The organism is Actinospineispora acaciae DSM 45401 (assembly GCF_000620785.1).
Lineage (GTDB): Bacteria > Actinomycetota > Actinomycetes > Mycobacteriales > Pseudonocardiaceae > Pseudonocardia > Pseudonocardia acaciae.
Genome location: NZ_JIAI01000002.1, coordinates 1,351,727 through 1,375,355 on the forward strand (window position 1 = coordinate 1,351,727; position 23,629 = coordinate 1,375,355).

The 23,629-nt window shown below is 73.6% G+C and carries 17 protein-coding genes and 1 riboswitch; of the genes, 7 read left to right on the forward strand and 10 right to left on the reverse strand.

The features are described 5' to 3' along the window. Window position 1: 1 nt before the first annotated feature. Window positions 2–1,015: a Gfo/Idh/MocA family protein gene (locus tag N912_RS0116155; protein WP_028923250.1), complete on the reverse strand. Its 1,014-nt coding sequence runs from the start codon at window positions 1,013–1,015 to the stop codon at window positions 2–4. Between the two features lie 105 nt (window positions 1,016–1,120). Here N912_RS0116155 and N912_RS60375 point away from each other — a divergent pair, with 105 nt between their 5' ends. Both N912_RS60375 and menC read left to right on the forward strand, forming a co-directional pair. Then, a complete protein-coding gene (locus N912_RS60375) occupies window positions 1,121–1,897 on the forward strand; it encodes a hypothetical protein (RefSeq protein ID WP_051580232.1) in 777 nt (258 codons plus the stop codon). Further along, window positions 1,894–3,012: an o-succinylbenzoate synthase gene (gene menC, locus N912_RS52285; protein WP_037064479.1), complete on the forward strand. Its 1,119-nt coding sequence runs from the start codon at window positions 1,894–1,896 to the stop codon at window positions 3,010–3,012. The genes N912_RS60375 and menC overlap by 4 nt, the downstream gene beginning before the upstream one ends. 9 nt (window positions 3,013–3,021) lie before the next feature. On the opposite strand, the gene N912_RS0116170 is transcribed toward menC, so the two are convergent. Both N912_RS0116170 and N912_RS0116175 read right to left on the reverse strand, forming a co-directional pair. Beyond that, window positions 3,022–4,785, reverse strand: a complete 1,764-nt coding sequence (locus N912_RS0116170; RefSeq protein ID WP_028923251.1) for an ABC transporter ATP-binding protein — start codon at window positions 4,783–4,785, stop codon at window positions 3,022–3,024. Further along, window positions 4,782–6,572 (reverse strand): ABC transporter ATP-binding protein, encoded by a 1,791-nt coding sequence (locus N912_RS0116175; RefSeq protein WP_028923252.1) that lies wholly within the window; start codon window positions 6,570–6,572, stop codon window positions 4,782–4,784. Before N912_RS0116175 ends, N912_RS0116170 begins: the two co-directional genes overlap by 4 nt. An 89-nt stretch (window positions 6,573–6,661) precedes the next feature. On the opposite strand from N912_RS0116175, the gene N912_RS0116180 reads away from it, so the two are divergent. After that, on the forward strand, window positions 6,662–7,288 hold the full coding sequence (locus N912_RS0116180) for a MerR family transcriptional regulator (protein WP_211261246.1): 627 nt from the start codon (window positions 6,662–6,664) through the stop codon (window positions 7,286–7,288). 60 nt (window positions 7,289–7,348) lie between these two features. On the opposite strand, the gene N912_RS52290 is transcribed toward N912_RS0116180, so the two are convergent. From N912_RS52290 to N912_RS0116200, 4 genes are read right to left on the reverse strand one after another with little or no spacing between them, the layout of a single operon-like run. Continuing rightward, complete coding sequence (locus tag N912_RS52290; protein ID WP_051580233.1) at window positions 7,349–8,098, reverse strand: serine hydrolase; 750 nt, start codon at window positions 8,096–8,098, stop codon at window positions 7,349–7,351. Then, a complete protein-coding gene (locus N912_RS0116190) occupies window positions 8,095–9,576 on the reverse strand; it encodes an SLC13 family permease (protein WP_051580234.1) in 1,482 nt (493 codons plus the stop codon). The genes N912_RS52290 and N912_RS0116190 overlap by 4 nt, the downstream gene beginning before the upstream one ends. After that, a complete protein-coding gene (locus tag N912_RS0116195; protein ID WP_028923255.1) occupies window positions 9,521–11,071 on the reverse strand; it encodes an N-acyl-D-amino-acid deacylase family protein in 1,551 nt (516 codons plus the stop codon). The genes N912_RS0116190 and N912_RS0116195 overlap by 56 nt, the downstream gene beginning before the upstream one ends. Continuing rightward, the gene (locus N912_RS0116200; RefSeq protein ID WP_028923256.1) at window positions 11,064–11,720 is read right to left on the reverse strand and encodes a MurR/RpiR family transcriptional regulator; all 657 of its coding nucleotides are present in this window, start codon (window positions 11,718–11,720) and stop codon (window positions 11,064–11,066) included. Before N912_RS0116200 ends, N912_RS0116195 begins: the two co-directional genes overlap by 8 nt. 143 nt (window positions 11,721–11,863) lie before the next feature. Here N912_RS0116200 and N912_RS52295 point away from each other — a divergent pair, with 143 nt between their 5' ends. The 3 genes from N912_RS52295 to N912_RS52305 all read left to right on the forward strand — a co-directional run bounded on the left by N912_RS52295 (window position 11,864) and on the right by N912_RS52305 (window position 17,260). Next, on the forward strand, window positions 11,864–13,033 hold the full coding sequence (locus N912_RS52295) for a M20 family metallopeptidase (protein ID WP_245645296.1): 1,170 nt from the start codon (window positions 11,864–11,866) through the stop codon (window positions 13,031–13,033). Window positions 13,034–13,063: 30 nt separating this feature from the next. Beyond that, window positions 13,064–13,281, forward strand: a riboswitch (cobalamin riboswitch). A 137-nt stretch (window positions 13,282–13,418) separates the two neighbouring features. Next, window positions 13,419–16,193, forward strand: a complete 2,775-nt coding sequence (locus N912_RS52300; protein WP_051580235.1) for a ribonucleoside-diphosphate reductase subunit alpha — start codon at window positions 13,419–13,421, stop codon at window positions 16,191–16,193. Further along, window positions 16,190–17,260: a ribonucleotide-diphosphate reductase subunit beta gene (locus tag N912_RS52305; RefSeq protein ID WP_245645297.1), complete on the forward strand. Its 1,071-nt coding sequence runs from the start codon at window positions 16,190–16,192 to the stop codon at window positions 17,258–17,260. The genes N912_RS52300 and N912_RS52305 overlap by 4 nt, the downstream gene beginning before the upstream one ends. A gap of 130 nt (window positions 17,261–17,390) precedes the next feature. Here N912_RS52305 and N912_RS52310 read toward each other — a convergent pair whose 3' ends face one another. Next, window positions 17,391–18,743 (reverse strand): MFS transporter, encoded by a 1,353-nt coding sequence (locus tag N912_RS52310; protein ID WP_051580236.1) that lies wholly within the window; start codon window positions 18,741–18,743, stop codon window positions 17,391–17,393. Window positions 18,744–18,840: 97 nt separating this feature from the next. Beyond that, the gene (locus tag N912_RS0116225; RefSeq protein ID WP_028923257.1) at window positions 18,841–19,470 is read right to left on the reverse strand and encodes a LysE family translocator; all 630 of its coding nucleotides are present in this window, start codon (window positions 19,468–19,470) and stop codon (window positions 18,841–18,843) included. Window positions 19,471–19,545: 75 nt separating this feature from the next. Here N912_RS0116225 and N912_RS0116230 point away from each other — a divergent pair, with 75 nt between their 5' ends. Continuing rightward, window positions 19,546–20,421: a LysR family transcriptional regulator gene (locus tag N912_RS0116230; protein ID WP_028923258.1), complete on the forward strand. Its 876-nt coding sequence runs from the start codon at window positions 19,546–19,548 to the stop codon at window positions 20,419–20,421. Here N912_RS0116230 and N912_RS52315 read toward each other — a convergent pair. After that, window positions 20,340–23,594 (reverse strand): AfsR/SARP family transcriptional regulator, encoded by a 3,255-nt coding sequence (locus tag N912_RS52315; RefSeq protein WP_051580237.1) that lies wholly within the window; start codon window positions 23,592–23,594, stop codon window positions 20,340–20,342. The two genes, N912_RS0116230 and N912_RS52315, sit on opposite strands and share 82 nt — an antisense overlap. Window positions 23,595–23,629: the final 35 nt, after the last annotated feature.

Genomic DNA, 23,629 nt, shown 5'->3' on the forward strand with positions numbered 1-23,629 from the left:
CTCAGGGCAGCTCGGCGGGGCCCTCGACCACCCGCATGCCGAGCTGGTCGGCGATCTCGGCCAGCACGTCCTGGACGGCGACCGTGTCGGCCAGCGGCATGATCTCGCTCTCGGTGTGCCCGCCGGCGATGCGGTCGGTGACCTCGGCCAACTCGTGGGTGTAGCCGGCGCCGATGAGCGGGGTGTCGATGGTCTCCGGGTCGCGGCCGCGGCGGTGCAGCACGATCCGGGCGGGGTAGTGGAACCTCGGCGGCACCTGGATCCAGCCGCCGGTGCCGAGCACCCTGGCCTCGCCGGGCGCCGGGCTGCGCAGCGAGGCGAACAGCAGCGCGGAGCGGCCGCCCGGGTAGCGCAGCAGCACCGACTCCTCCACGTCGACGCCGGACTCGTGCACGACGCCGTGCGCGACGACCGCCTCCGGGGTGCCCAGCAGCATCTGGGCGAACGAGACCGGGTAGACGCCCATGTGGAACAGCAGGCCGTCGCCGTCCTCGGGGCGGTAGGCCTGGGTCGCCGGATCGACCGGGTGGCGCACCCCGAGGTCCGCGGTCACCGTGCACACCTCGCCGATCGCCCCGTCGGCCACCAGCTCGCGCAACCGGGCCACGGCCGGGCAGAACCGCGTCCACATCGCCTCCATGGCGAAGCGACCGGCCGTACCCGCCGCCGCGACGACCTCCCGGGTGGCCGCCGGGGTGACCGTGAACGACTTCTCCACCAGCACCGCCTTGCCGGCGCCCAGCGCGGCCAGGGCCAGCGCGCGATGGGTGGGATGCGGGGTGGCCAGGTAGACCACGTCCACCTCCGGGTCGTCGAGCAGCGCCCGGTACGAGCCGTGCGCCCTCGGGGTCCGCGCCCGGCCGGTGGCGGCGGCATGCGCGGCGGCGAACGCCTCCGCCCGACGGGCCGAGCGCGAGCCGACGGCGGTGAGCTCCGCGTCCGGCACGTGGATCAGGTCCCCGAGCACCTTGGCCGCGATCGGTCCCGGCCCGGCCACACCCCACCGCACGGTCATGCCCCGATCATGGCTCATCCGTCGTGAAGGGATTAGATACGGAACATAAGTAGGCCCACGACCTCCTGTGGAAATGGTACGGTGCCGGATATACGGACCGTATGTTTGGAGGGCACGCTGAGCGGGGTCGAGGTGCGAGCGCTCGTCGAGCCGGCCGAGATGCGGGAGGCGGTGCGGCTGTACCGGGACGTCTTCAAGCTGGCGTCGACCGACCCGGCGGTGAGCCCCCGGCTGCTGGCCTCGCTGGCGCGCCACGGCGGTTCGGTGATCGGGGCGTTCCTGGGCGCCGAGCTGGTCGGCTTCGCCTACGGCTTCCCGGGGGTCGACGGGTCCGGGGACGTCTACCACTACTCGCAGTCCGCGGTGGTGCGGGACGACCAGCAGGGGCGGGGGATCGGCCGGGCGCTCAAGCTCGGGCAGCGAGAGCGGGTGCTCGCCACCGGGGTCACCAGCATGCGTTGGGCGTTCGACCCGGTCCGCACCCACAACGCGCACTTCAACCTGGACGTGCTGGGCGCGGTGGCCAGGTGGTTCGAGCCGAACATGCTCGGGATCGAGGACGTCGGGCGCGACCGGGGCATGCGCACCGACCGGCTGGTGGTTTCCTGGGACCTGACCGGCGGCGCCCGGGTGAGAGCACCGGAGGCGCCGGCGGGGAAGCGGCCGGGGTGGGGGAGCGTCGTCGCGGACGGCGACGCGACGCTGCTCGGGATGCCCCGGGACTGGGATGCGCTGGTCGCCTCGGACCGGGCCGGGGCCGTGGAGCTGCGCGAACGCGTCGCCGAGGTGCTCGGCGGGCTGTTCGCGGACGGCCATGTGGCCGTCTCCTGCCGGGTAGTCGACGCGGACACCGCCGTCTACCGGATCGAGGCGGGCCGATGACCAGGATCGTCGAGGTGGAGGCGTTCCGGCTGGGCCTGCCGCTGGTGCACACCTTCCAGACCAGCTCGCACCGCAAGTCCCAGCTGGAGCACATCCTGGTCAGGGTCCGTGACGGCGAGGGCCGGCACGGCTGGGGCGAGATCGCCTCGCCGAGCGACCCGTACTACGGCCCGGAGACCGTCGACACCTGCTGGCTGATGCTGTGCCGCTACCTGGCGCCCGCGCTGCTCGGCACCGAGTGGGAGCACCCGGGCGGGGCGTCGCGGGCCTGGGCGAAGGTCCGGGGCCAGCACTTCGCGAAGGCCGGGCTGGACGTCGCCTGCTGGGACCTCTGGGCGCGCGCCCACGACCGGCCGCTCGCGCACGCGCTCGGCGGCACCCGCGAGCGCATCGCCGCCGGCGTCAGCCTGGGCATCGAGCCGACCATCGACGACCTGCTCGCCCAGGTCGCGCGGCACGCCGGGGACGGCTACCGCAGGGTGAAGCTCAAGATCGCGCCGGGCTGGGACGTCGAGCCGGTGCGGGCGGTGCGGGCGGCGTTCCCGGACCTGGCGGTGCAGGTGGACGCGAACGGCGGCTACCCGGAGGAGCCCGAGGCGCTCGCCGTGTTCCGGGACCTGGATCACCTCGGGCTGCTCATGATCGAGCAGCCGTTCCCGCCCGGCGCGCTGGCCGCGCACGCCCGCCTCGCCGAGGGCCTCCAGACGCCGGTGTGCCTGGACGAGTCGGTCGCCGACCTGGACCAGCTGGACTCGGCGATCGCGCTGCGGGCCGGCACGGTGCTGAACATCAAGGTGTCCCGGATGGGCGGGCTCACCCCGGCCAGGGAGGCGCACCAGCGCGCGGTGGATGCGGGCTGGCGGGTGTGGTGCGGCGGCATGCATGAGTTCGGCGTGGGCCGCGCCGCGAACGTGGCGCTGGCCGCGCTGCCCGGCTTCGACCTGCCCAGCGACGTCTCCGGCTCGGACAAGTACTACGCGCGCGACGTGGTCGACCCGCCGATCCGCGCGGTCGCCGGCCAGGTGGCGGTGCCGACGACGCCCGGGCTCGGCCACGAGGTCGACGAGCCGTTCATCCGCGCGACCGCCACCGCCCACCACGTCGCGACCCCCTGACCGGCCACCTCAGCCGCGGCTGGCGATGCGCCAGTGCCGGGACCGCTCGTACTGCCGTTGCATCCGCGCGAACGCCCCGCCGGTGTGCATCAGCTCCGACGGGGTGCCGGACTCGGCGACGCGGCCGTCGTCGAGCGAGACCACGTGGTCGGCCGCGGCCAGGGTGGCCGGGCGGTGCGCGATCACGATCACCGTGCGGTCCGGGTCGCTGCCGAGGTTGGCGATGGCCTGGGTGATCGCCGCCTCGTTCTCCGGGTCGAGCGCGGAGCTGGCCTCGTCGACGAGCACGATGCGCGCCCGCTTGAGCATCGCCCTGGCGATCGCCACCCGCTGGCGTTCGCCGCCGGAGAGCTGGGCGCCGGCCTCGCCCACGCGGGTCCGCCAGCCGTCGGGCAGCCGCTCGATCACCTCGTCGAGCCGCGCCGAGGCGGCCGCCTTCTCCAGCTCGTCGCGGGTCGCCTCCGGGTGCGCCAGGCGCAGGTTGTCCTCGATGGTGTCGTCGAACAGGTAGACGTCCTGGAAGACGATGGCGATCTCGTCGAGCAGCACGGCAGGGTCGAGCTCGCGGACGTCGACGCCGCCGACGAGCACCCGCCCGGAGTCGACGTCGAAGAACCGGGCGATGAGCCGGGTGACCGTCGTCTTCCCCGACCCCGACGGCCCGACCAGCGCGGTCGTGGTGCCCGGGCGGCAGCGCATCGACACCTCGCGCAGCGCGGCGGCCCGGGTGTCGGAACCGCCCGGGTAGGTGAAGCTGACGCCCAGGAGCTCGACGTCGGCCCGGTCGATGGAACGCACCGGGCCGGGCGGCACCGGCAGCGTGGGGGTGGCCAGCAGCAGCTCGATGCGCGCGATCTTGTTCGTCATCGCCCGCAGCGCCCCGATCAGCTCGATGAGGTTGCCCAGCGGCTCCAGGAACCGGGCGGCCAGCACCAGCAGCACGACCGCCTCGGCGACCGCGACGCGCTCGACCAGCACCAGCTCGGCGACCAGCGCGAGCACCGCGACGAACCCGCCCATGATCACGGCGGTGTAGGTGAAGAACGGCCGCCGCGCGCGGCGCATGCCGTCCCGGTAGGTCTCGCGGTGGTCGACCAGCGCGTCCCACATCCGGGGGGTGCCGTCGGCGAGGCCCGAGGCGCGCAGCACCGGCTGGGCCTGGCCGAGCTCGATCGCCCGCCCGGCGACCCCGGCCGAGGCGCGCTCCAGCTCGATCTCGGCGAGCTCGGCGATGCGCCCGGCGCGCCGCAGCGCCCACGAGGCGACCAGCGCGATCACGCACAGCAGCAGGCCCATCCGCCAGTCCACCGCGAACGTCACGGCGACGACGGTCGCGGGCAGCAGCGTCGAGGTGATCGCGGGTCCGGCGACGGTCACGGCCAGGTGCGCGGCGTCGCCCACGTCCGCGGTGACCCCTCGCGCCAGCCTGGCCTTGTGCTCGGCGGTGAACCAGCCAAGCGGCAGCGTGCTCACGTGGCGCATCAACGTCCGCCGCAGCTGCGCCGCGAGCACCCCGGAGGCCTTGAACCCGACGGGGGTGGCGACGATGCACAGCACCGCGTACGCGGCCGCGCCGATCCCGCCGAGCACCAGCCACGGCGTGGCCTCGGCCAGCGCTTCGGCGCGGTCGGGTCCGGGTCGGATCACGGCGTCCAGGATCGGGACCAGCAGGCCGAGCAGGAGCCCCTGCAGGACGGCCTGCGCCGCCGTGAGCGACCACAGCCGGCCCAGCAGCGCCGGCTCCGGCCACAACCGGTAGAGCCTGCGGATCATGCCGGCACCCCTTCCTGCGCGGCCCACATCCGGGCGTACAGCCCGCCGCGCGCGAGCAGCTCGTCGTGGCCGCCGCGCTCGACCAGCCGCCCGTTGTCGAGCACCAGGATCTGGTCGGCGCCGGCGATGGTGTGCAGCCGGTGGGCGATCACCAGCACCGTCTTGCCCACGGCCAGGGTGGCTAGCGCGTCCTGGACCGCCGCCTCGCTGTCCGGGTCCAGCGCGGCCGTCGCCTCGTCCAGCACGACGATCGGCGCCCCGGACAGGATCGCCCGCGCGATCGTGAGCCGCTGGCGCTCACCGCCGGACAGGCTGCCCCCGCCCGCGTCGAGCGGCGTGTCGTACCCCTCGGGCAGCCGTTCGATCACGTCGTGGATGTGCGCGGCGGCGGCCGCCGCGCGGACCTCGGCGTCGCCCGCGTCGGGCCGGCCGATGCGGATGTTCTCCGCCACGCTGTCGCGCAGCAGCGCGACGTCCTGGAACACCAGCGACATCGACGCCAGCAGCTCGGCGGACGGGATCGAGCGCACGTCGACGCCACCGATGCGCACCGCCCCGTCCGACACGTCGTAGAACCGGGGCAGCAGGCTGGCCAGCGTCGTCTTGCCGGCGCCCGACGGCCCCACGATCGCCGTCACCCGCCCGGGCGGGCAGACGGCGCTGACGTCGGTGACCGCGTTGGTCACCCCGTCGTAGGAGAACGTCACGCGGTCGAACTCGACGCCGTGACCGGCCGGCCGGTGCGGGCGCTCGGGCTCGGGCAGCGGCGCGCGGGACAGCAGCCGCTCGATGTTGGCCGCGCCCATCCGGCCCTTGCGCACGCCCTGCATGGCGGACACGGCCGGCATGACCGAGTTCGGCAGGCCGATCGCGACGACCAGGAACGCCACCAGGTCCGCGACCGCGAGCGACCCGCCGGCGAGGAGGAGCAGCCCGGCGACGGTCACGGCGACCAGCACAGCCATCTCCGAGCCCAGCACGCGCGTGACCGCCGAGCTGTAGCGCACCTCGGCCACCCACGCCGCGAACGCGTTGGTGTGCTCGTCCACCGCCTCGTCGAAGCGGCGCAGCACGCGGCCCCCGGTGCCGAAGGTCTTGACCACCTGGATGCCGTCGGCGTACTCGACGCTCGCGGCGCTGATCCGCGCCTCGGCGGCGACCAGCCGGTTCATGTGGGTCGTCATGGACCGCATCGAGATCCGGAACGAGAGCGCCATCAGCCCCAGCAGGCCGAGCGTGACCAGCGCCAGCGGGACGTCCACGACCAGCAGGTACGCCGCCCCGACGACCATCACCGTGACGGCCCCGGTCAACTGCCCAAGGGCGTGCGCGATGACCTCGTGCATCTCCTCCAGGTCGCCCGTCATGGCCCGCTTGACCTTGCCCGAGCCCGAGGCGCGGAACCAGCCCAGCGGCAGCGCGCCGAGGTGGCGCACGATCCGCGCGCGCAGCTCGTAGAGGATCTTCGCGTCCGCGTAGTGGCCCACCCGGGAGGACTGGACGAGCAGCAGCAGCCACAGGCTCGCGGCCGCGGCGCCGACGCCTACCCACGTCCAGATCCTCGCGGGCTCCGCCTCGGGGCCGTCGAGCATGGCCCGCGCGATCTCCGCGAACGCGATGTACGGCACGATCCCGGCCGCCGCGCCCAGCGTCGAGAGGATCGCGCAGGCCACGAGGTGGGTCCTGATCGGAGCGAGCAGCCGCGCCAGCGCTCCGGTCTTCGCCAGCCCGGGCGGGGGGTCGGGCTCCGATGCGGCGACCGTGCGGGTGTCCGTCGTGGTGCTCACGTCTGTCGTTCCTCCTGGGGAGCTACGAAGGCATGCCTAACCTGACTTCAATCTTGTTTCTTCAAGGGAACTTGATGTCAAATCGACACATGTGGGAGACACGTGGTGTCACGATCGCCCAGGCGGCGGCGCTCTACGGCCTTGCCCCGTCGACGCTGCGGTGGTGGGAGTCGCAGCGGGTGCTTCCCGAGCCGCCGAGGGTCGGCGGTCGCCGGGTCTACACCGAGACCGAGCTGCGTCGCATCGGCCTGGCCTACCTGTGCTGTGTCGTGGGCGCGATGCCCCTCGACCAGGCGTCGGTCGTGACCGAGGGCAGCCGCAGCCGGCACTGGCACAGCACCGTCCGGCGCCACGCCGGGCTGGTCGAGGAGAAGATCAAGCAGCTGCGGAGCGCCCACGAGTACCTGCTGCACCTGCTGCTCTGCCCGGACGAGGACATCGTGGCCGACTGCCCGTATCTGGATGACGAGTTGGTGAAGCGCACGCCGCGCGGGCTGGTCGGGACGCCGAACCTCGTCGCCGCTGCGCGGTCGGCGCGCCGGAAGCGTGATGAAAAACGTCCACGGCGTGACGAAAATGCCGGGGCGGCGGCCGGCCGCTGTGCCGTGTGCGCGAGTCCGTTCACCCAGCCGGCGCGCGGCCGCCGCCGCACGTACTGCTCGCGCGCGTGCCAGCAACGGCGGTACCGACAGCGCCGTGGGCTGCCGCACAGCTAGGTGGGCCGCCGCACACGCCGCACCGTGCGCGACGGCCCAGCAAGGTGTGCGACGCGGGGGTTAGTAGGCCAGGCGGCCAACTTCCGCGATGAGGTCGCAGGCGGTTGCGGCGGAGTTGATGGCTTCGGTGAGGGCGACCACGACGATCGTGGGTTTGCCCTTGTCCAGGACTATGCCGGCGTCGTGGCGGATGCCGTCCAGCTCGCCGGTCTTGTGCGCCAGGCGCAGGCCGTCGGGCAGGTGGCGGGGCAGGCGGTCGTTCACCCGCTGGCGGGCGAGCACGTCGAGCGCGAAGTCGGTGGCGGGCGGGTCGAGCAGCCGGCCCCGCGCCAGGTCGGCCAGCAGCGTCGCGACGTCGCGGGCCGTGGTGAGGTTCTCCTCGCCTCGGGCGCGCGCTTCGGCGTCGAACATTCGCCGCGCGAGCACCGTGCCGGTCAGGCCGTGCCCGGCGCACCAGGCGTTGACCGCGTCGATGCCGACCAGGTCGATCAGGACGTTGGTCGCGGTGTTGTCGCTGATCGTGATCATCAACGTGAGCAGGTCCCGCACGCTCAGCGCGGGCACCTCCAGGTCGCGCAGGATGCCGCTGCCACCGGCCCGGGCGGCCGCCCTGACCATCACCTGCCGATCCAGCGGCAGCTCGCCCGCCAGCACGGTCATCGCGATCGGCAACTTGATCACCGACGCCGAGGTGAACGCCCGCTGGGCGCCGACCTCGGCGCGCCGGCCGGTGCGCAGGTCCTCGATCACCGCGCCCAGCGCACCGCCCAGCTTGGTAGCCCGCGCGGCCAGCTCGTCCAGGCCCGTCACAGCAGCACCGCGAACAGGATCAGGAAGCCGACGGTGTTGACCACCATGATCGCCCAGCCGTTGAACAGCATCATCCGCAGGTCACGGGACCGGGCCAGGCCCATCTGCCCCATCATGTCCGCCGTTGGATACGGGCCGAGCTGGTCGATCTGCGCGGTGCCCAGCAGCGACACCGCCCACGCCCCGGGCGGCACCCCGAGCGCGGTGACCAGCGGCCCGAACAGCTTGTTGATCAGCACGATCTGCGCGACCGCCGCGCCCGGCACCGCGTGCACGTAGCCGAGCAGCACCACCAGCAGCAGGAACCAGTACGGCCCGACCTTCGGCATCACGGGTTCGAGCGCGCCGAAGATCGACTCGAAGGCGCCGGTCTTCTCCACCAGCGTGAGCAGCGGGTCGAGCATCCAGAACAGGAAGAACAGCCAGATCAGCCGGGACGCGCCGGCGTACACCGCCTGGGCGATCTCCAGCGGCCGCCGCCCTCCCGCCAGCCCGGTGGCCGCCGCGGTGACCACCAGCACCACCAGCGCGTACGAGTAGCCGGCCTTGGCGAACACGCCGTAGGCGGCGAGCGCCACCAGTACGCCGGCGAACGCGGCCGCCGCCCGGCGGCTGTGCGCGTCGGGTTCCTGGTCGGACTCGGTGCTCGCGGCGTCCTCGGCGGTGTACTCCACCTCGGTGCGCCGCTGGATCCAGCGCGCCATGAAGAACCCGGTCACCATCGTGATCAGGCCGACCGGCAACCCGGCCTGCAGCAGGTACGTGCCGTAGGAGAGCTTCGCCGCGGCCATGATGGTCACCACCGGCGGGGTGAACGGCCCCAGCATCAGCCCGGCGGCGCCGGCGGAGTGGAACATGGCGGCGACGGCGGCCGGGCGCCAGCCCACCCGCGCCGCGATCGGGATGACGATCGGCGCCAGGATCGCGTTGCCGCCGGCCAGCGTGCCCAGCGCGCCCACGATGACCAGCGAGGACAGCATCAGCCCTAGCTGGACGCGGGTCGGCGTGCGCAGCCCGACCCGGCGCATCACGGTCCGCACCAGCGCCTGCGCCGCCCCGGTCACCTGCGCCACGTGGCCAAGGCCCGCGCCCAGGATGATGATCAGGCCGATCACCGCGACCAGGGAGCCCATCGAGGTCGCCAGCTGGGCGCCCAGCGGTATCGGCCCGGTGCGGGTCAGGATCGCCGCGACCAGCAGCGCGCCCACCGTGGCCAGCACCACGTCCACCCCGACCAGCGCGAGCACCGCGTACAGGATGATCGGCAGCAGGCCCCAGAACCCGGCCTTCGGGGTCGCGATCGCCAGCACCACGCTGGCCAGCAGCGCCACCCCGAAGCACACCATCCCGGCGGTGTTCCGCCGGGCACGGGGCTCCTCGGTCGTCGTGTGCGTCGTGCCGGACTCTTCGGACGTCATCGCCTCAGGCCCCTCGTCGTAGTACCCGACCGGGGCGCGCGCCGGTCGCGGCCCCGTCACGCAGCACCGCGACGCCGCGCACCAGCACGTGCCGCACCCCGGTGGCCAGCCGCCACGGGTCGGTGAAGTCCGCGTTGTCGATCACGGTGTCCGGGTCGAACACCGCCAGGTCCGCCACCGAGCCCGGGCGGACCTCGCCCCGGTCGGCCAGCCCGAGCCGCGCGGCCGGCAGCGAGGTCATCTTCCGCACCGCCTCGGCCAGGCCGATCAGCCGCTGCTCGCGCACGTACCGGCCGAGCACCCTGACGAACGTGCCGAAGCTGCGCGGGTGCGGGCGCCCCGGCCCGGTGGGACGCAGCGTCCAGCCGTCGCTGGCCACGCTGACCAGCGGGTGGGCCAGCACGGTGGCCACGTCCTCCGGGGCCATCGCGTGGTTGATCACCGCCACCTTGCCGTGGTGCGCTTCGAGCAGCTCCAGCGTGGCGTCCGCCGGGTCGCCTCCCAGCTCGGCCAGGCTGTGTCCGACGAACCTGTCGAACGGCCCCGGTGGCAGCTCGGCGATGACCACGTCGGCCGGCCACAGGCGCTCGGCCAGCTCGGCCGCGATCCGGGCCCGGGTGGCCCGGTCGGCCAGCCGCTCCAGCAGGCGGGGGACGCCGCCGTCCATCGCCCAGCCGGGCAGCCGCGAGGTCAGCGTGGTCGACGACGCCGAGTACGGGTAGACGTCCGCGGTGACGTCGACGCCCTCGGCCCGCGCCGCCTCGATCTCCGCCAGCGCCGCGCGCACCAGTCCGTGGTTGGGCCGCTCCATCGCCTTGAGGTGCGAGATCTCCAGCCGGACGCCCGAGGCGCGCGCCGTGTCCAGCGCCTCGCGCACCGCGTCGAGCAGCCCGGAGCGCTCGTCGCGCATGTGCGTCGAGTAGAGCATCCCGTGCCGCGCCGCCTCGGCCGCCAGCTCGGTGACCTCGGCGGGGTCGGCGAAGCTGCCGGGCGCGTAGATCAGGCCGGTGGAGAAGCCGAACGCGCCCTGCTCCGCCGCCTCGGCCAGCAGCCCGCGCATCCGGGACAGCTCGCCCGAACCGGCAGGGCGCCGGTCGGTGCCGATGGCGGCGATCCGCAGCGCCTGGTGGCCGACCTGGGTGGCCAGGTTGACCGCCGGCGGGTCCGCCTCCACCATCGCCGCGTAGCCGTCCAGGTCCGACCAGGAGTAGTCCAGCCCGGCGCCGAGGAACCCGGCCGTCGCGGCCAGCGCCGACCTGTCGACCACCGGGAACGGCGAGAACCCGCAGTTGCCGCCGAGCAGCGTGGTCACGCCCTGGTGGACGGCGGTGTCGGCGGCCGGGTGGTCGGACAGCGAGAAGTCGGTGTGCGAGTGCAGGTCGATGAACCCCGGGCACACCACCATCCCGTCCACCCGGATCGTCTCGCCCCCGGACGGACCCGGCTCGCGGACCTCGGCGACCCGGCCGTCGCGCACCAGGACGTCGGCCCGGCGCGGCGGTGCGCCGGTCCCGTCCACCAGCAGGCCGCCGGCGAGCGTCGTCGTCTCACCCATCGGCGTAGATCGCCAACCGGTGCGCGAGCTCCTCCCGCCGGGCCAGCCGCCGCCGCGCCCCCTTCGCGCTCGCGGCGGTGAGCGTGGCCAGCGCGTGCGCCACGGCGGCGATCGCGGTGGGGGAGTCGCTGTACGAGGCGCTGCCGGTGCCGACGACGATCGTGGTCGCCGCCGTGTCGGCCAGCGGGCCGCGGGCGTCGTCGGTGACCGCCACGACGTGCCCGCCGGCGGCGGCGAACTCCCCGGCCACCGTCACCGTGTCGCGGGCGTAGCGGCGGAACGCGAACGCGACCAGCACGTCGGTCGGCCGCACGTCGCTGAGCACGTCGATGGCCCGCACGGTGGCCTCGTCGATCAGGCTGACCCCGGCCATGCTGGCGGACAGCTCCAGGTGCAGCAGCGTGGCGTGCGCCCTGCTCTTCGCGTTGCCAAGGACGAACCGCCTGCGGGCGGCGACGATCTCCCCGGCGGCCCGCTCCAGCGAGCCGTCGGCCTCCAGCTGGGCCATGGTGTGTTCCAGGTTCTCCCGCTCCGCCCTGATCACCGCGCGGAGCAGCGCGGACGCCGACGAGCGGGAGCGCAGCCGCGCACCGTACCGGGCGCCCGGGCTGCTCAGCCGCCGGTTCTCGGCGTCCGTCTCCTGGCTCAACACCCTCACCTTTCGCACATACGAGTCGTATCCTTAGGCGATTTCTTACAGGGGCAGCGGACGTGAGTCAATATCCTGGGACAACCGAGGACGAGGTAGGCAAACCCGTGAAGGATACGTCGCATATTTCAAGCATCACCGCGTTGCGCGACTGGATCGCCGGGCACCGGGAGCAGATGCTGGCCGACCTCGGCGACTACGTCCGCCGCGAGACGCCCAGCACCGACAAGGCGCTGCTGGACGCCGGGCTGGCCTGGGTGGAGGCGTCGTTGCTGGCGCCGCTGGGCGCCGCGGAGCGGGTGGCGCGCGTCGAGGGCGGGGAGCACGGCGACGCCCGGGTGTTCGACTACCCCGGCCGGTCCGGCGCGGCGCCGGTGCTGGCGCTGTGCCACTACGACACGGTGTGGCCGGCCGGCACGCTCGCCGAGCTGCCGTTCGCGGTCGACGGCGACCGGGTCACCGGGCCGGGCGTGTTCGACATGAAGGCCGGGCTGGTGCAGCTGGTCTGGGCGTTGCGGGCGTTGGACGCCGCCGAGCTGCCCCGCCCGCCGGTGCGGCTGGTGCTCAACGGCGACGAGGAGCTGGGCAGCCCGGCGTCCCGGCCGGTGATCGAGTCCGCCGCGCGGGGGGCCCGCGCCGCGCTGGTGTTCGAGGCCAGCCAGGCGGGGGCGGTCAAGACCGCGCGCAAGGGCGTTGGGATCTTCCGGGTCGAGGCGCGCGGGGTGCAGGCGCACGCCGGGCTGGACCCGGAGGGCGGGGTGAGCGCGGTGGACGAGCTGGCCAGGGTCGTGCTCGCGCTGCACGCGCTGGCCGACCTCGCGGCGGGGACCAGCGTGAACGTGGGCATCATCGGCGGCGGCACCGCGCGCAACGTCATCGCCGGGCACGCGCACGCCGAGGTCGACGTCCGGGTCAGCAGCGCCGCCGAGGCGGCCAGGGTGGACGCGGCGCTGGCCGCCCTGCGCCCCGCCGACCCGAGGGCGGCGATCACGGTCACCGGCGGCTGGAACCGCCCGGTGATGGAACGCGGCGAGGGGACCGCCGCGCTGTTCGCCACCGCCGCCGAGGTCGCCGCCGGGATGGGAGTGACCCTGGAGGAGTGCTCGGTGGGCGGCGCGAGCGACGGCAACTTCGTCGCGGCGCTCGGCGTCCCGGTGCTGGACGGCCTCGGCGCGGTCGGCGACGGCGCGCACGCCCGGCACGAGCACATCTCGATCGCCGGCATGCTCGAACGCGCCGCCCTGACCGCCGGCCTGCTCACCGCGCTCGCCGAGGTCGACACCGCCGACACTGCCGACACGCCCAGCATGTAGTGGTGCGGCGTCTGGCGTACCGCTAGATGTAGTGTTGCGCTCGTCGATGGTTCGGGGCTCACCGGAACGGGTGGGTCTCGTGGCAACAGGGAACCCGGTGGGAGTCCGGGACTGCCCCGCAGCGGTGAGTGGGAACGACAGCCGTCAGGAGCACTGGGTGCGCGCGCACCTGGGAAGCGACGGCCGGTAGGTGGCGCATGCGCGCCGGGCCCACGAGTCCGAAGACCTGCCATCGGCGGGCACGCCGCCGGCGTGCTCGGCTCGGTGTCTTCGCGGGACGGATGCGTGAGTGGGCGTGGTGCTGGGTTGTGCCCTGCTCGCCGTGCCGTCTCGGTGTGGTCACCGGCCGTTCTGAGACAGCGAACTCGCGAGGAGTAGCTCTCTGATGACGGTCACCGAGGTGACTCCGGTGATCCGCCGCAACGGCGAGATCACCCCGTTCGACCCTTCCAAGATCTCCTCCGCGCTCACCAGGGCGTTCCTGGACGTGGAGGGCACCGACGCCGGCGCGTCCAGCCGGGTGCGCGCGGTGGTCGCCGGGCTCACCGAGGCGGTGGAGCTCGCGCTGATGCGCCACGCCGGGCCGGACCGGGCGGTGCACATCGAGCAGATCCAGGACCAGGTCGAGCTCGCGCTGATGCGCGGCGGGCACCACGCGGTGGCCCGTTCCTACGTGCTCTACCGGGAGGAACACGCCCGCGCCCGGGCGGCGGACACCCCTGCGCCGATGCCGTCCGAGCCGAGGGTGCGCCTCGCCGACGGCACCACCGCCCCGATCGACACCGGCCGGCTCGCCAGGGTCGTCGAGGAGGCGTGCGCCGGGCTGGCCGGCGCGGACGTCGACAAGGTGCGGTCCGAGACCCGCGCGCTGCTCTACGACGGCATCGGCGTCGCCGAGCTGGACCAGGCCCCGGTGCTGGCCGCCCGCGCGCTGGTGGAGACCGACCCGGACTACTCGTTCGTCGCCGCCCGGCTGCTGCTGGACGTGCTGCGCAGGGAGGCGTTCGCCGCGCTCGGGCTCGCCCCGCCCGCCGACCAGGCCGAGACCGCCCGCCGCTACCCGGAGTACCTGGCCGCCTACCTGCGCCGGGGCGTCGAGCTGGGCCAGCTGGACCCGGCGCTGGCCGAGTTCGACCTGGACCGGCTGGCCGCCGAGGTCGCGCCGGAGCGGGACCTGGACTTCGGCTTCCTCGGGTTACAGACGCTCTACGACCGCTACCTGCTGCACTCCGGCGGCGCCCGCTACGAGCTGCCGCAGGCGTTCTTCCTGCGGGTGGCCATGGGCCTGGCGCTGCGCGAGGTGGACCGCGAGGCGCGGGCCGCCGAGTTCTACCCGCTGCTGTCGCGCTTCGACGTGATGTGCTCAACGCCCACGCTGTTCAACGCGGGCACCACCCGCCCGCAGCTGAGCTCGTGCTTCCTGACCACGATCCCGGACGACCTGCCCGGCATCTTCGGCGCGATCAGCGACAACGCGCTGCTGTCCAAGTACGCCGGCGGGCTGGGCAACGACTGGACGCCGGTGCGCGGCATCGGGGCGCACATCCGGGGCACCAACGGGGTGTCGCAGGGCGTGGTGCCGTTCATGAAGATCGCCAACGACACGGCGGTCGCGGTGAACCAGGGCGGCAAGCGCAAGGGCGCGGTGTGCGGCTACCTGGAGACCTGGCACATCGACATCGAGGAGTTCCTCGACCTTCGCAAGAACACCGGCGACGACCGCCGCCGCACCCACGACATGAACACCGCGAACTGGGTGCCCGACGAGTTCCTGCGCCGGGTGCGGGCGGACGGGCAGTGGACGCTGTTCTCCCCGGACGAGGCCGCCGACCTGCACGACCTCTACGGCGAGGAGTTCGCGGCGGCGTACCGGGAGCACGAGGCGGCGGCCGCGCTCGGCGAGCGGAAGGTGTTCCGCACGGTGCGCGCGGTGGAGCTGTGGCGGCGGATGCTGACCATGCTGTTCGAGACCGGCCACCCGTGGATCACGTTCAAGGACCCGTGCAACCTGCGCTCCCCGCAGCGCCACGCCGGGGTCGTGCATTCGTCGAACCTGTGCACCGAGATCACCCTGAACACCACAGCGGCTTCGGGCGAAGAGGAGGTCGCCGTGTGCAACCTGGCCTCGGTGAACCTGGCCCGGCACGTCACCGCCGACGGGCTGGACGCCGCGCGGTTGGCCAGCACGGTGCGGACCGCCGTCCGGATGCTGGACAACGTCATCGACATCAACTTCTACACGATTCCGTCCGCGCGCCGGTCCAACCTGCGCCACCGCCCGGTCGGGCTGGGCCTGATGGGGCACCAGGACGCGCTGTTCGCCCAGCGCATCCCGGTGGCCTCGGACCGCGCCGTGGAGTTCGCCGACGAGTCGATGGAGCTGATCAGCTACCACGCCATCGCCGCGTCCTCCGACCTGGCCGCCGAGCGCGGGCGCTACGCCAGCTTCGACGGCTCGCTGTGGAGCAGGGGCGTGCTGCCCATCGACTCGATCGAGCTGCTCTCCGCCGCCCGGGGCGAGGGCGAGCTGGAGCTGGACCGCACCACCCGGCTGGACTGGGACGCGCTGCGCGCCAAGGTCGTCGCCCAGGGCATGCGCAACTCCAACGTGATGGCCATCGCCCCGACCGCGACCATCGCCAACATCACCGGCGTGAACCCGTCCATCGAGCCGCTGTACCGCAACCTCTACGTCAAGGCGAACATGTCCGGCGACTTCACGGTGGTCAACCCGCACCTGGTCCGCGACCTGGCGGCGCGCGGGCTGTGGGACCAGGTGATGGTCGGCGACCTGAAGTACTTCGACGGCGCCCTCGGCGAGATCGAGCGGGTGCCCGACGAGCTCAAGCGGCTCTACGCCACCGCGTTCGAGATCGACCCCCGATGGCTTATCGAGGCGGCCGCCCGCCGCCAGAAGTGGCTCGACCAGGCCCAGTCGCTGAACCTCTACCTCGCCACCCCCAGCGGCCGCGAGCTGGACGCGCTCTACCAGCTGGCCTGGACCAGGGGCCTGAAAACCACCTACTACCTGCGCTCGCAGGCCGCGACCAGGGTGGAGAAGTCCACCCTCGCCGGCACCGACGGCCGGCTCAACGCCGTCGCTCCGGTTGTCGCCGCGGCCTGCTCGATCGACGACCCGGACTGCGAGGCCTGCCAGTGAACGCCAACACGCCGTCCGGACTCGGCGCCATCGAGCGCGGCGCCGCCCGCGTGGACGTCTCGGACAAGCGCATGATCAACGCCAGGGCGGACGTCAACCAGCTTCTCCCGCTGAAGTACCGCTGGGCGTGGGAGAAGTACCTGTCCGGCTGCGCCAACCACTGGATGCCCTCGGAGGTGTCCATGCAGGCCGACATCTCGCTGTGGCGCGCGCCGGCGTCCTCGGGAGGCCTGACGGACGACGAGCGGCACATGGTCAGGCGCAACCTGGGCTTCTTCGCCACCTCCGAGTCTCTGGTCGCCAACAACATCGTGCTCGCCGTCTACCGGCACCTGACCAACCCGGAGTGCCGGCAGTACCTGCTGCGCCAGGCCTTCGAGGAGGCCGTGCACACCCACACCTTCCAGTACATCTGCACCTCGCTGGGCCTCGACGAGGGCGAGCTGTTCAACGCCTACCGCGAGGTCCCGTCGATCACCGACAAGGCCGCCTGGGCGCTGGAGCACACCCGCAGCCTGTCCGACCCCGACTTCCGCACCGGCACCCCCGCCGCCGACCAGGCGTTCCTGCGCGACCTGGTCGCGTTCTACGTGGTGTTCGAGGGAATGTGGTTCTACACCGGGTTCGCGCAGATCCTGGCGCTGGGCCGGCGCGGCAAGATGGTCGGCATCGCCGAGCAGTACCAGTACATCCTGCGCGACGAGTCGATCCACCTGAACTTCGGCGTCGACGTGATCAACCAGATCGCCACCGAGAACCCCGGGCTGTGGACCGAGTCGTTCCGCTCCGAGGTGCGCGCCATGCTCGCCGAGGGCTGCGAGCTGGAGATCGCCTACGGCCGCGACACCCTGCCCAGGGGCATGCTCGGCCTGTCCGCCGAGTCCTGCGAGCGGTACATGCGGTTCATCGCCGACCGCCGCTGCGCGCAGCTAGGCCTGCCCCCGCTGTTCAACACCACCGAGAACCCGTTCACCTGGATGTCGGAGTCCATGGACCTGACCAAGGAGAAGAACTTCTTCGAGACCAGGGTCACCGAGTACCAGACCGGCGGCACCCTCGTCTGGTAACCCCACCGCGAGTCGGGCGTCTCAGCACACTGAGTCGCGGTTTTCGGCACATCCCGAGGCCGCCGGCGGGTGCCGAGCCGTGTGCTGAAACGCCCGACTCGGTGTGCCAGGAGCCCCGACTCGCGGGGGGTTAGGTGCGGGCGGTGTCTGTGGTCGCGGTGGTGGGGGTGCGAGCTTCGACGCGTTTCTGTTGGTCCCACACCACGCCGGCGACGACCGCGACGGCGCAGAGGAGGAACATGAGGGCGACCGGCCAGTAGGCGTGGTCGGGGGTCACGGCGATCAGGCCGAAGCCGACCAGCGGAGCGATGCCGCCGGCGATGCCACCGGTTTCCTTGCCGGTGCCCAGGCCGGTTGCCCGCACGCTGGTCGGGAACTGGCGGGCGAAGTATGCCCCGGAGGCGGCGAGCATGGCGGGGATGACGATGCCGGTGGTCGCGATCATCACGGCCCAGATCGGGAGGGGCGCGCCGGTGTCGAGCGCCCAGAAGAACGGGAACGCCAGCAGCGCGATCCCGGCCGCGCCGGCGAACAGCACCTGGCCGGCGTCGTACCTGTCGCACAGCCAGCCGGCGACCGGGACCGCGGCGATGGCCACGGCGCTGGCGAGCGTCACGCCGAACGCGCCGATGTTCGCCGGCACCCCTCGGAACTCGGTCAGGTAGGACAGGCTGAAGGTCTTGAACAGGTAGCTGGCGCTCAGGTAGCCGATGACCACCAGACCCACGGCGCACACCCCGCGCCAGTCGTAGCGGAACAGGTCGCGCAGCGGGGTGGCGTGCGAGCGCCGGTCGTCGTCGTCGGAGACCTCGGCGTACTCGGGCGTCTCCGGCATCCGGGAGCGCACCCAGAAGCCCACCGCCACCAGCGCGAAGCTCGCCACGAACGGGATGCGCCAGCCCCAGGTCACCAGGAACTCCTTGTCCATGCTGGTGAGCAGGGTGACCGTGAGCGACGAGGCGAACAGCCCGATGTTGACGCCCAGTGCGGGCAGCGAGCCGAACAGGCCCCGGGTGCGCACGCCCGCGTGCTCGTAGGACACCGCGATGGCGCTGCTGAACTCGGCGCCCGCGCCGAGCCCCTGGGCCAGCCGGAGCACGACCAGCAGGATCGGCGCGAACACGCCGATCGAGCCGTACGACGGGATCAGCCCGATCAGCCCGGACGAGACGCCCATGAGCAGGAACGTCAGCGTCAGCACCCGCTTGCGGCCGATCTTGTCCCCGAGGTAGCCGAAGAAGATCCCGCTCAGCGGGCGGACCACGAACCCGACGGTGAACGTGGCGATCGAGGAGAGCGTCGCGGCCACCGGGCTCTGTCCCGGGAAGAACACCTTGCCGAAGACCAGGGCGGCCATCGAGGCGAACAGGTAGAAGTCGAACCACTCGAGGGCCGAGCCGATGATCACGGCGGGGGCGACCGTGCGCGCGGCCGCGGACGTGGTGCGCCCGCCCGCCGGCGCGGGTGGGTCGGAGTGACTCATGGGCGCTACCGTCCTCGTGCGTCGTTGCGCGTACCATCTAGTGAAACATTCACACCACTGTGTGATGCATGTTTCCTACCTGCATCGGATGAACGGGTCAAGAGCCCTCGGTGACGAGTCGGACGGCGACGCCCGCCAGCAGGAGCCCGGTGACCTCTTCGATGCGCGCCTTCACCGTCGGTCGCCGCAGCCAGCGGCCGAGCCGGTCGACGGCGGCGATGTAGAGGCCGAACCAGGCCAGGTAGAGCGTCGCGAAGATCCCGGACAGCAGCAGCGCCTCGGCCCGAGGTGAGGCGCTGTCGGTGGACAGGAACTGGGGCAGGAAGGTGAGGAAGAACAGCGCGACCTTCGGGTTGAGCGCGTTGGACAGGAAACCCTGCCGCAGGTACGCCAGGCCGCGCCGGGGCGCCGCAACGGCGGTGTCGAGAACGTCGGCCGTCGGCGAGCGGCGCGAACGTATCGCCGAGCGCAGCATCTGCGCGCCCAGCCACAGCAGGTACGCCGCTCCGACGATCTTGAGCGCGGCGAACGCCGTCGCCGAGGTGAGCAGCAGCGCGGAGAGCCCGAGCGCGGCGGCTCCGGCGTGCACGGTCAGGCCGAGCACGCCGCCGAGCATGGTCAGCGAGGCCCCGCGCCGGCCGCCGACCACGGCGTTGCGGGTGATCAGGGCCTGGTCCGGCCCGGGCAGCATGATCAGTACCAGCGCGGCGAGAGCGAATGTCGTCATGGCTTTGAGCATCCAGTCGGACAATCGATAAGTCCAATGTCAGTCTTGACGGTCATTGATACGTAGACTTTATGGATGGTTACCCTGGTCCAACTTCGCGTCCTCGAGGCCGTCCGGCGACACGGGTCGGTCACCTCGGCCGCGAAGGAGCTGCTCTACACCCAGCCGGCGGTCAGCCACCACCTGTCCAGGCTGGAGGCGCAGACCGGCGCGATGTTGCTCCAGCGGGTCGGGCGGGGGATCCGGCTCACCGAGGCCGGCCACCTCCTCGCGGACCGGGCCGCCGAGATCATCGGCAGGGTCGACTCGGCGGCGGCGGAGCTGTCCACGCTGGTCGGCCTGAACGCGGGCCGGGTCAGGGTGGCCGGGTTCAGCTCGGCCATGAGCTCGCTGGTCCCGCGGGCGGCCGCCGTGCTCGCCCGGCGGCATCCCGGCCTGGAGCTCGGGCTGACCGACACGCACCCGGAGGACGCGCTGCGGCAGTTGCGGGCCGGCGAGGTGGACGTCGCGGTGATCTTTCGGTACGACGACACCGCCCCTGAGGAGGACGGCGTCCGGCTGGTGCACCTGCTCGACGACCCGGTCTTCCTGCTCACCGCCGACGGTGGGGGGACGCTCGCCGAGCACAGGGACGGGCCGTGGATCGCGGGCTGCGAGCGGTGCCGGGCGCATCTGGTGCGGATGTGCGAGCAGGCCGGGTTCTCGCCCCGGCTGGCGTTCGTCACCGACGACATGGTCGTGATGCAGAGCCTGGTGGCCGCGGGGATGGGCGTCACGACGATCCCCGGGCTGGCCCTGCGCGCCCACCACCATCCGGCGGTAGTCGCCACCGCGCTGCCGGTCCCGCCCCGCCGGGTGTACGCGGCCAGCTACGGCGAGCCGCCCGACCCGCCGGCGACCTCGGCGCTGCTGGCCGCCCTGACCGAGGCGGCCACGGATCCAGGTGCCTGATTGTCGGGCAGCCCGGCGAGCGCCTCGTCCGGAGAGAGCTCGGTGCCGGCGGCGTGCTCGGCGGCGAACGCGGGCTCTCCCATGGCCTCGATGACGGTGGTCTGGATGCGGCGCACGTCGGTTCGTTCGGCCGGCGGCAGCGGTGCGCCGACGCCGCGGCGTATCGCGTCGGCGGCGCCCAGCAGGCGGGCGGCTTGCGCTGAGTGGCCGGTGAGCGCGGCGGTGCCGGCCAGGCCTTCCAGGGCCAGCGCCACGGCCCTGGGGTCGCCGACGGTGCGCGCGCAGCGCAGGGCGTCCAGGTGCAGGCGCAGCCCGGCCTGGGCGTCGCCGCGCAGCTCGGCGACGAAGCCGAGCTCGGTGAGCACCAGCGCCAGGCCCGGTTCGCCGTCCGCCCGGCCCGCCCGGCGCAGCCACCCGCGCAGGTGCGCCTCGGCCCGGTCGAGCCGGCCCTGTCGGCGGGCGCCCAGCGCGAGGCCTATCTCGGCGAACTCCTCGCCGACCCTGTCGGAGTGCTCGGCGGCCACCCGCAGGCCTCGCCGGTGCAGCTCCTCGGCCGCCGCGAGGTCGCCGGTGAGCAGCGCGATGCGGCCCAGGCTGGACAGCCGCAGCGAGACCTGGGACCCGAGCCGCAGCTCCTCGGCCAGCCGCAGCCCGTCGGTGTGCAGCGCCTCGGCCCGCCGGTAGTCGCCGGAGATCTCGGCCAGCTCGGCGAGGGTGTAGCCGGCACGCAGCCGGCCCCAGCCGTCGCCGAGCGCGCGGAAGGCCCGCTCGCTGGCCTCGGCGTCGCGCGCCGCGCCGGCCAGGTCGCCGCCGGCCCGGCCCAGCGAGGCCCGCACCTCCAGCGCGGCGGCCACGCCCCAGCGGTCGTCCACCGCGCGGAACCCCTCCAGCGCCGCCTCGATCAGCTCGGCGGTGGCCGCCCGCTCGCCGTACCACCGGTGCGCCAGGCCGAGGAACCAGCGCGCCCGGGCCCGCTCGCGCGGGTCCTCGATGTCTTCAAAGCCGGCGTCGGTTGGAGAGTCGGCGCCCGCCGTGGCGAGCATCCCGAACCCGGCCCGCCACGCGCGTGCCCGCCGTGCCCACCCGCGCGCGCCCCCCACCGCCCGCGAGTCGCGGATTTTGTCAGGGTGAGTCGCGGATTTTGTCAGCGCGAGGTCGAAGGAGCGGGCCGCCTCGGTGAACCGCCCGCGCAGCACCCAGTGCCAGGCCAGGGCGTTGACCAGCCGCAACGCTTCCTCGGTGGGACCGGCCTGGTCCAGCGCGGCACGAAGGTTGGCGGACTCGGCGTCCAGCCGGCGCAGCCAGTCGCGCTGGTCGCCGGTGTAGAGGTGCGGTTCGGCGCGCTCGGCCAGCTCCAGGTGGTAGGACAGGTGCCGCCCGCGGACCAGGCCCAGCTCGCCGGCCTCCGCGAGGCGCTCCAGGCAGTAGGCCCGCACCGAGCGCAGCAGCCGGTACCGCGACCCGTCCGCCGTGACGACGGCGACGACCAGCGAGCGGTCCACCAGCCGGGCCAGCTGGTCCAGCACGTCCACGCCGTCCTCGGCGCACACCTGTTCGGCGGCCTCCAGGGTGAACCCGTCGACGTGCACGGCCAGCCGCCGCAGCACCCGGCGCTCGACCGGCGGCGCCAGCTCCCAGCTCCAGTCGATCATGGCGCGGAGCGTCCGCTGCCGGGCGGGGGCGTCCCGGTTCCCGGTGGCGAGCAGCCTGAACCTGTCCTCGATCCGGGCGGCCAGCTCCGCGACGCCCAGGGCGCGCACCCGCGCGGCGGCCAGCTCCAGCGCGAGCGGGAGGCCGTCGAGGCGCCGGCAGATGTCCGCGACGGCCCCGGCGTTGTGCTCGTCCAGCGCGAACCCCGGCGCCCCGGCCGCCGCCCGCGCCGCGAACAGCCGCACCGCGTCCGGCTCGTCCAGCGGTGGCACCGCGCTGAGCACCTCGCCGGAGACGCCGAGCGGCTCCTGGCTGGTGGCCAGCACGCGCAGCCCCGGGGCGCCGCGCAGCAGCGGCTCGACCAGCTTGGCCACCGCCTCCACCACGTGCTCGCAGCCGTCCAGCACCAGCACCGTCCGACCGGCCCGCAGCGCGTCGGTGAGCCGGTCCAGCGGGTCCGCGCGGCGCCGCCGAGGGCCGACGTCGCCGGGGGTCACCTCGTCGCGGATGCCGATCACCCCGGACACCAGCTCGACCACGTCGGCGACCGAGCCGCACCGGTCCAGCGCGCCCAGCTCCACCAGCCAGACACCGTCGGCGTCACCCCGCGCCAGGCCCGAGGCGGCCTCCAGCGCCAGCCTGGTCTTGCCCACCCCGCCCGGCCCGGTGAGCGTCACCAGCCGCCCGGCGGCGACCAGCGCGCGCACCGCCGAGACCGCCTCCTCCCGGCCGATCAGCTCGGTGAGCGGCGCCGGCAGGTTCGTCCGCGCCCGGGCCGGACCGGGATCGCCCGCCAGGATCGCCCGGTGCACCGCGACCAGCTCGCCGCCCGGGTCCAGGCCCAGCTCGTCGGCCAGCCGGCGCCGCAGGTCCGCGTAGCTGTCCAGGGCCTCGTCCTGCCGGCCGGACCGGTGCAGCGCGCGCATCTGGGCCGCCCGCAGCCGCTGGCGCAGCGGATGGCGGGTCACCAGGTCGGCGAGCTCGGCGACCAGCGGGCCGTGCTCGCCCAGCTCGAGCCGCGCCTCGGCCAGCTCCTCCAACGCGACCAGCCGCTCCTCCTCCAGCCGGGCGGTCGCGGCGCGCACGAACCGTTCGTCCGCGAAGTCGGCGTACGCCTCGCCGCGCCACAGCGCCAGCGCCTCGCCCAGCAGCTCCGCCCTGGCCCGCGCGCCGGTGGCGGCCCGCGCCTGGGCGAGCAGCGCCTGGAACCGGCCGGCGTCCACCGCCCCGGGGTCGGCGCGCAGCAGGTAGCCGGGCGGCTGGGACACCACCAGCCGCCGCGCGCCCGGCTCGGCCCGCTCCAGCGCCCGCCGCAGCCGCGAGACCCGGGTCTGCACGGCGTTGCCGGGGTCGGCGGGCAGCCGATCCGCCCACAGGTCGTCGACGAGCCGGTCCACCGACACCGGCCGCCCCAGGTTCACCACGAGGTCGGCCAGCAGCGCGCGGACCTTCAGCTCGGGGACGTGCACCCGCTGCCCGTCATCGGTCCAGGCGGCCAGCGGGCCGAGCACCCCGAATCGCATGCGTCCACGCTATCCGTCACACCGGCCGGGCCCGG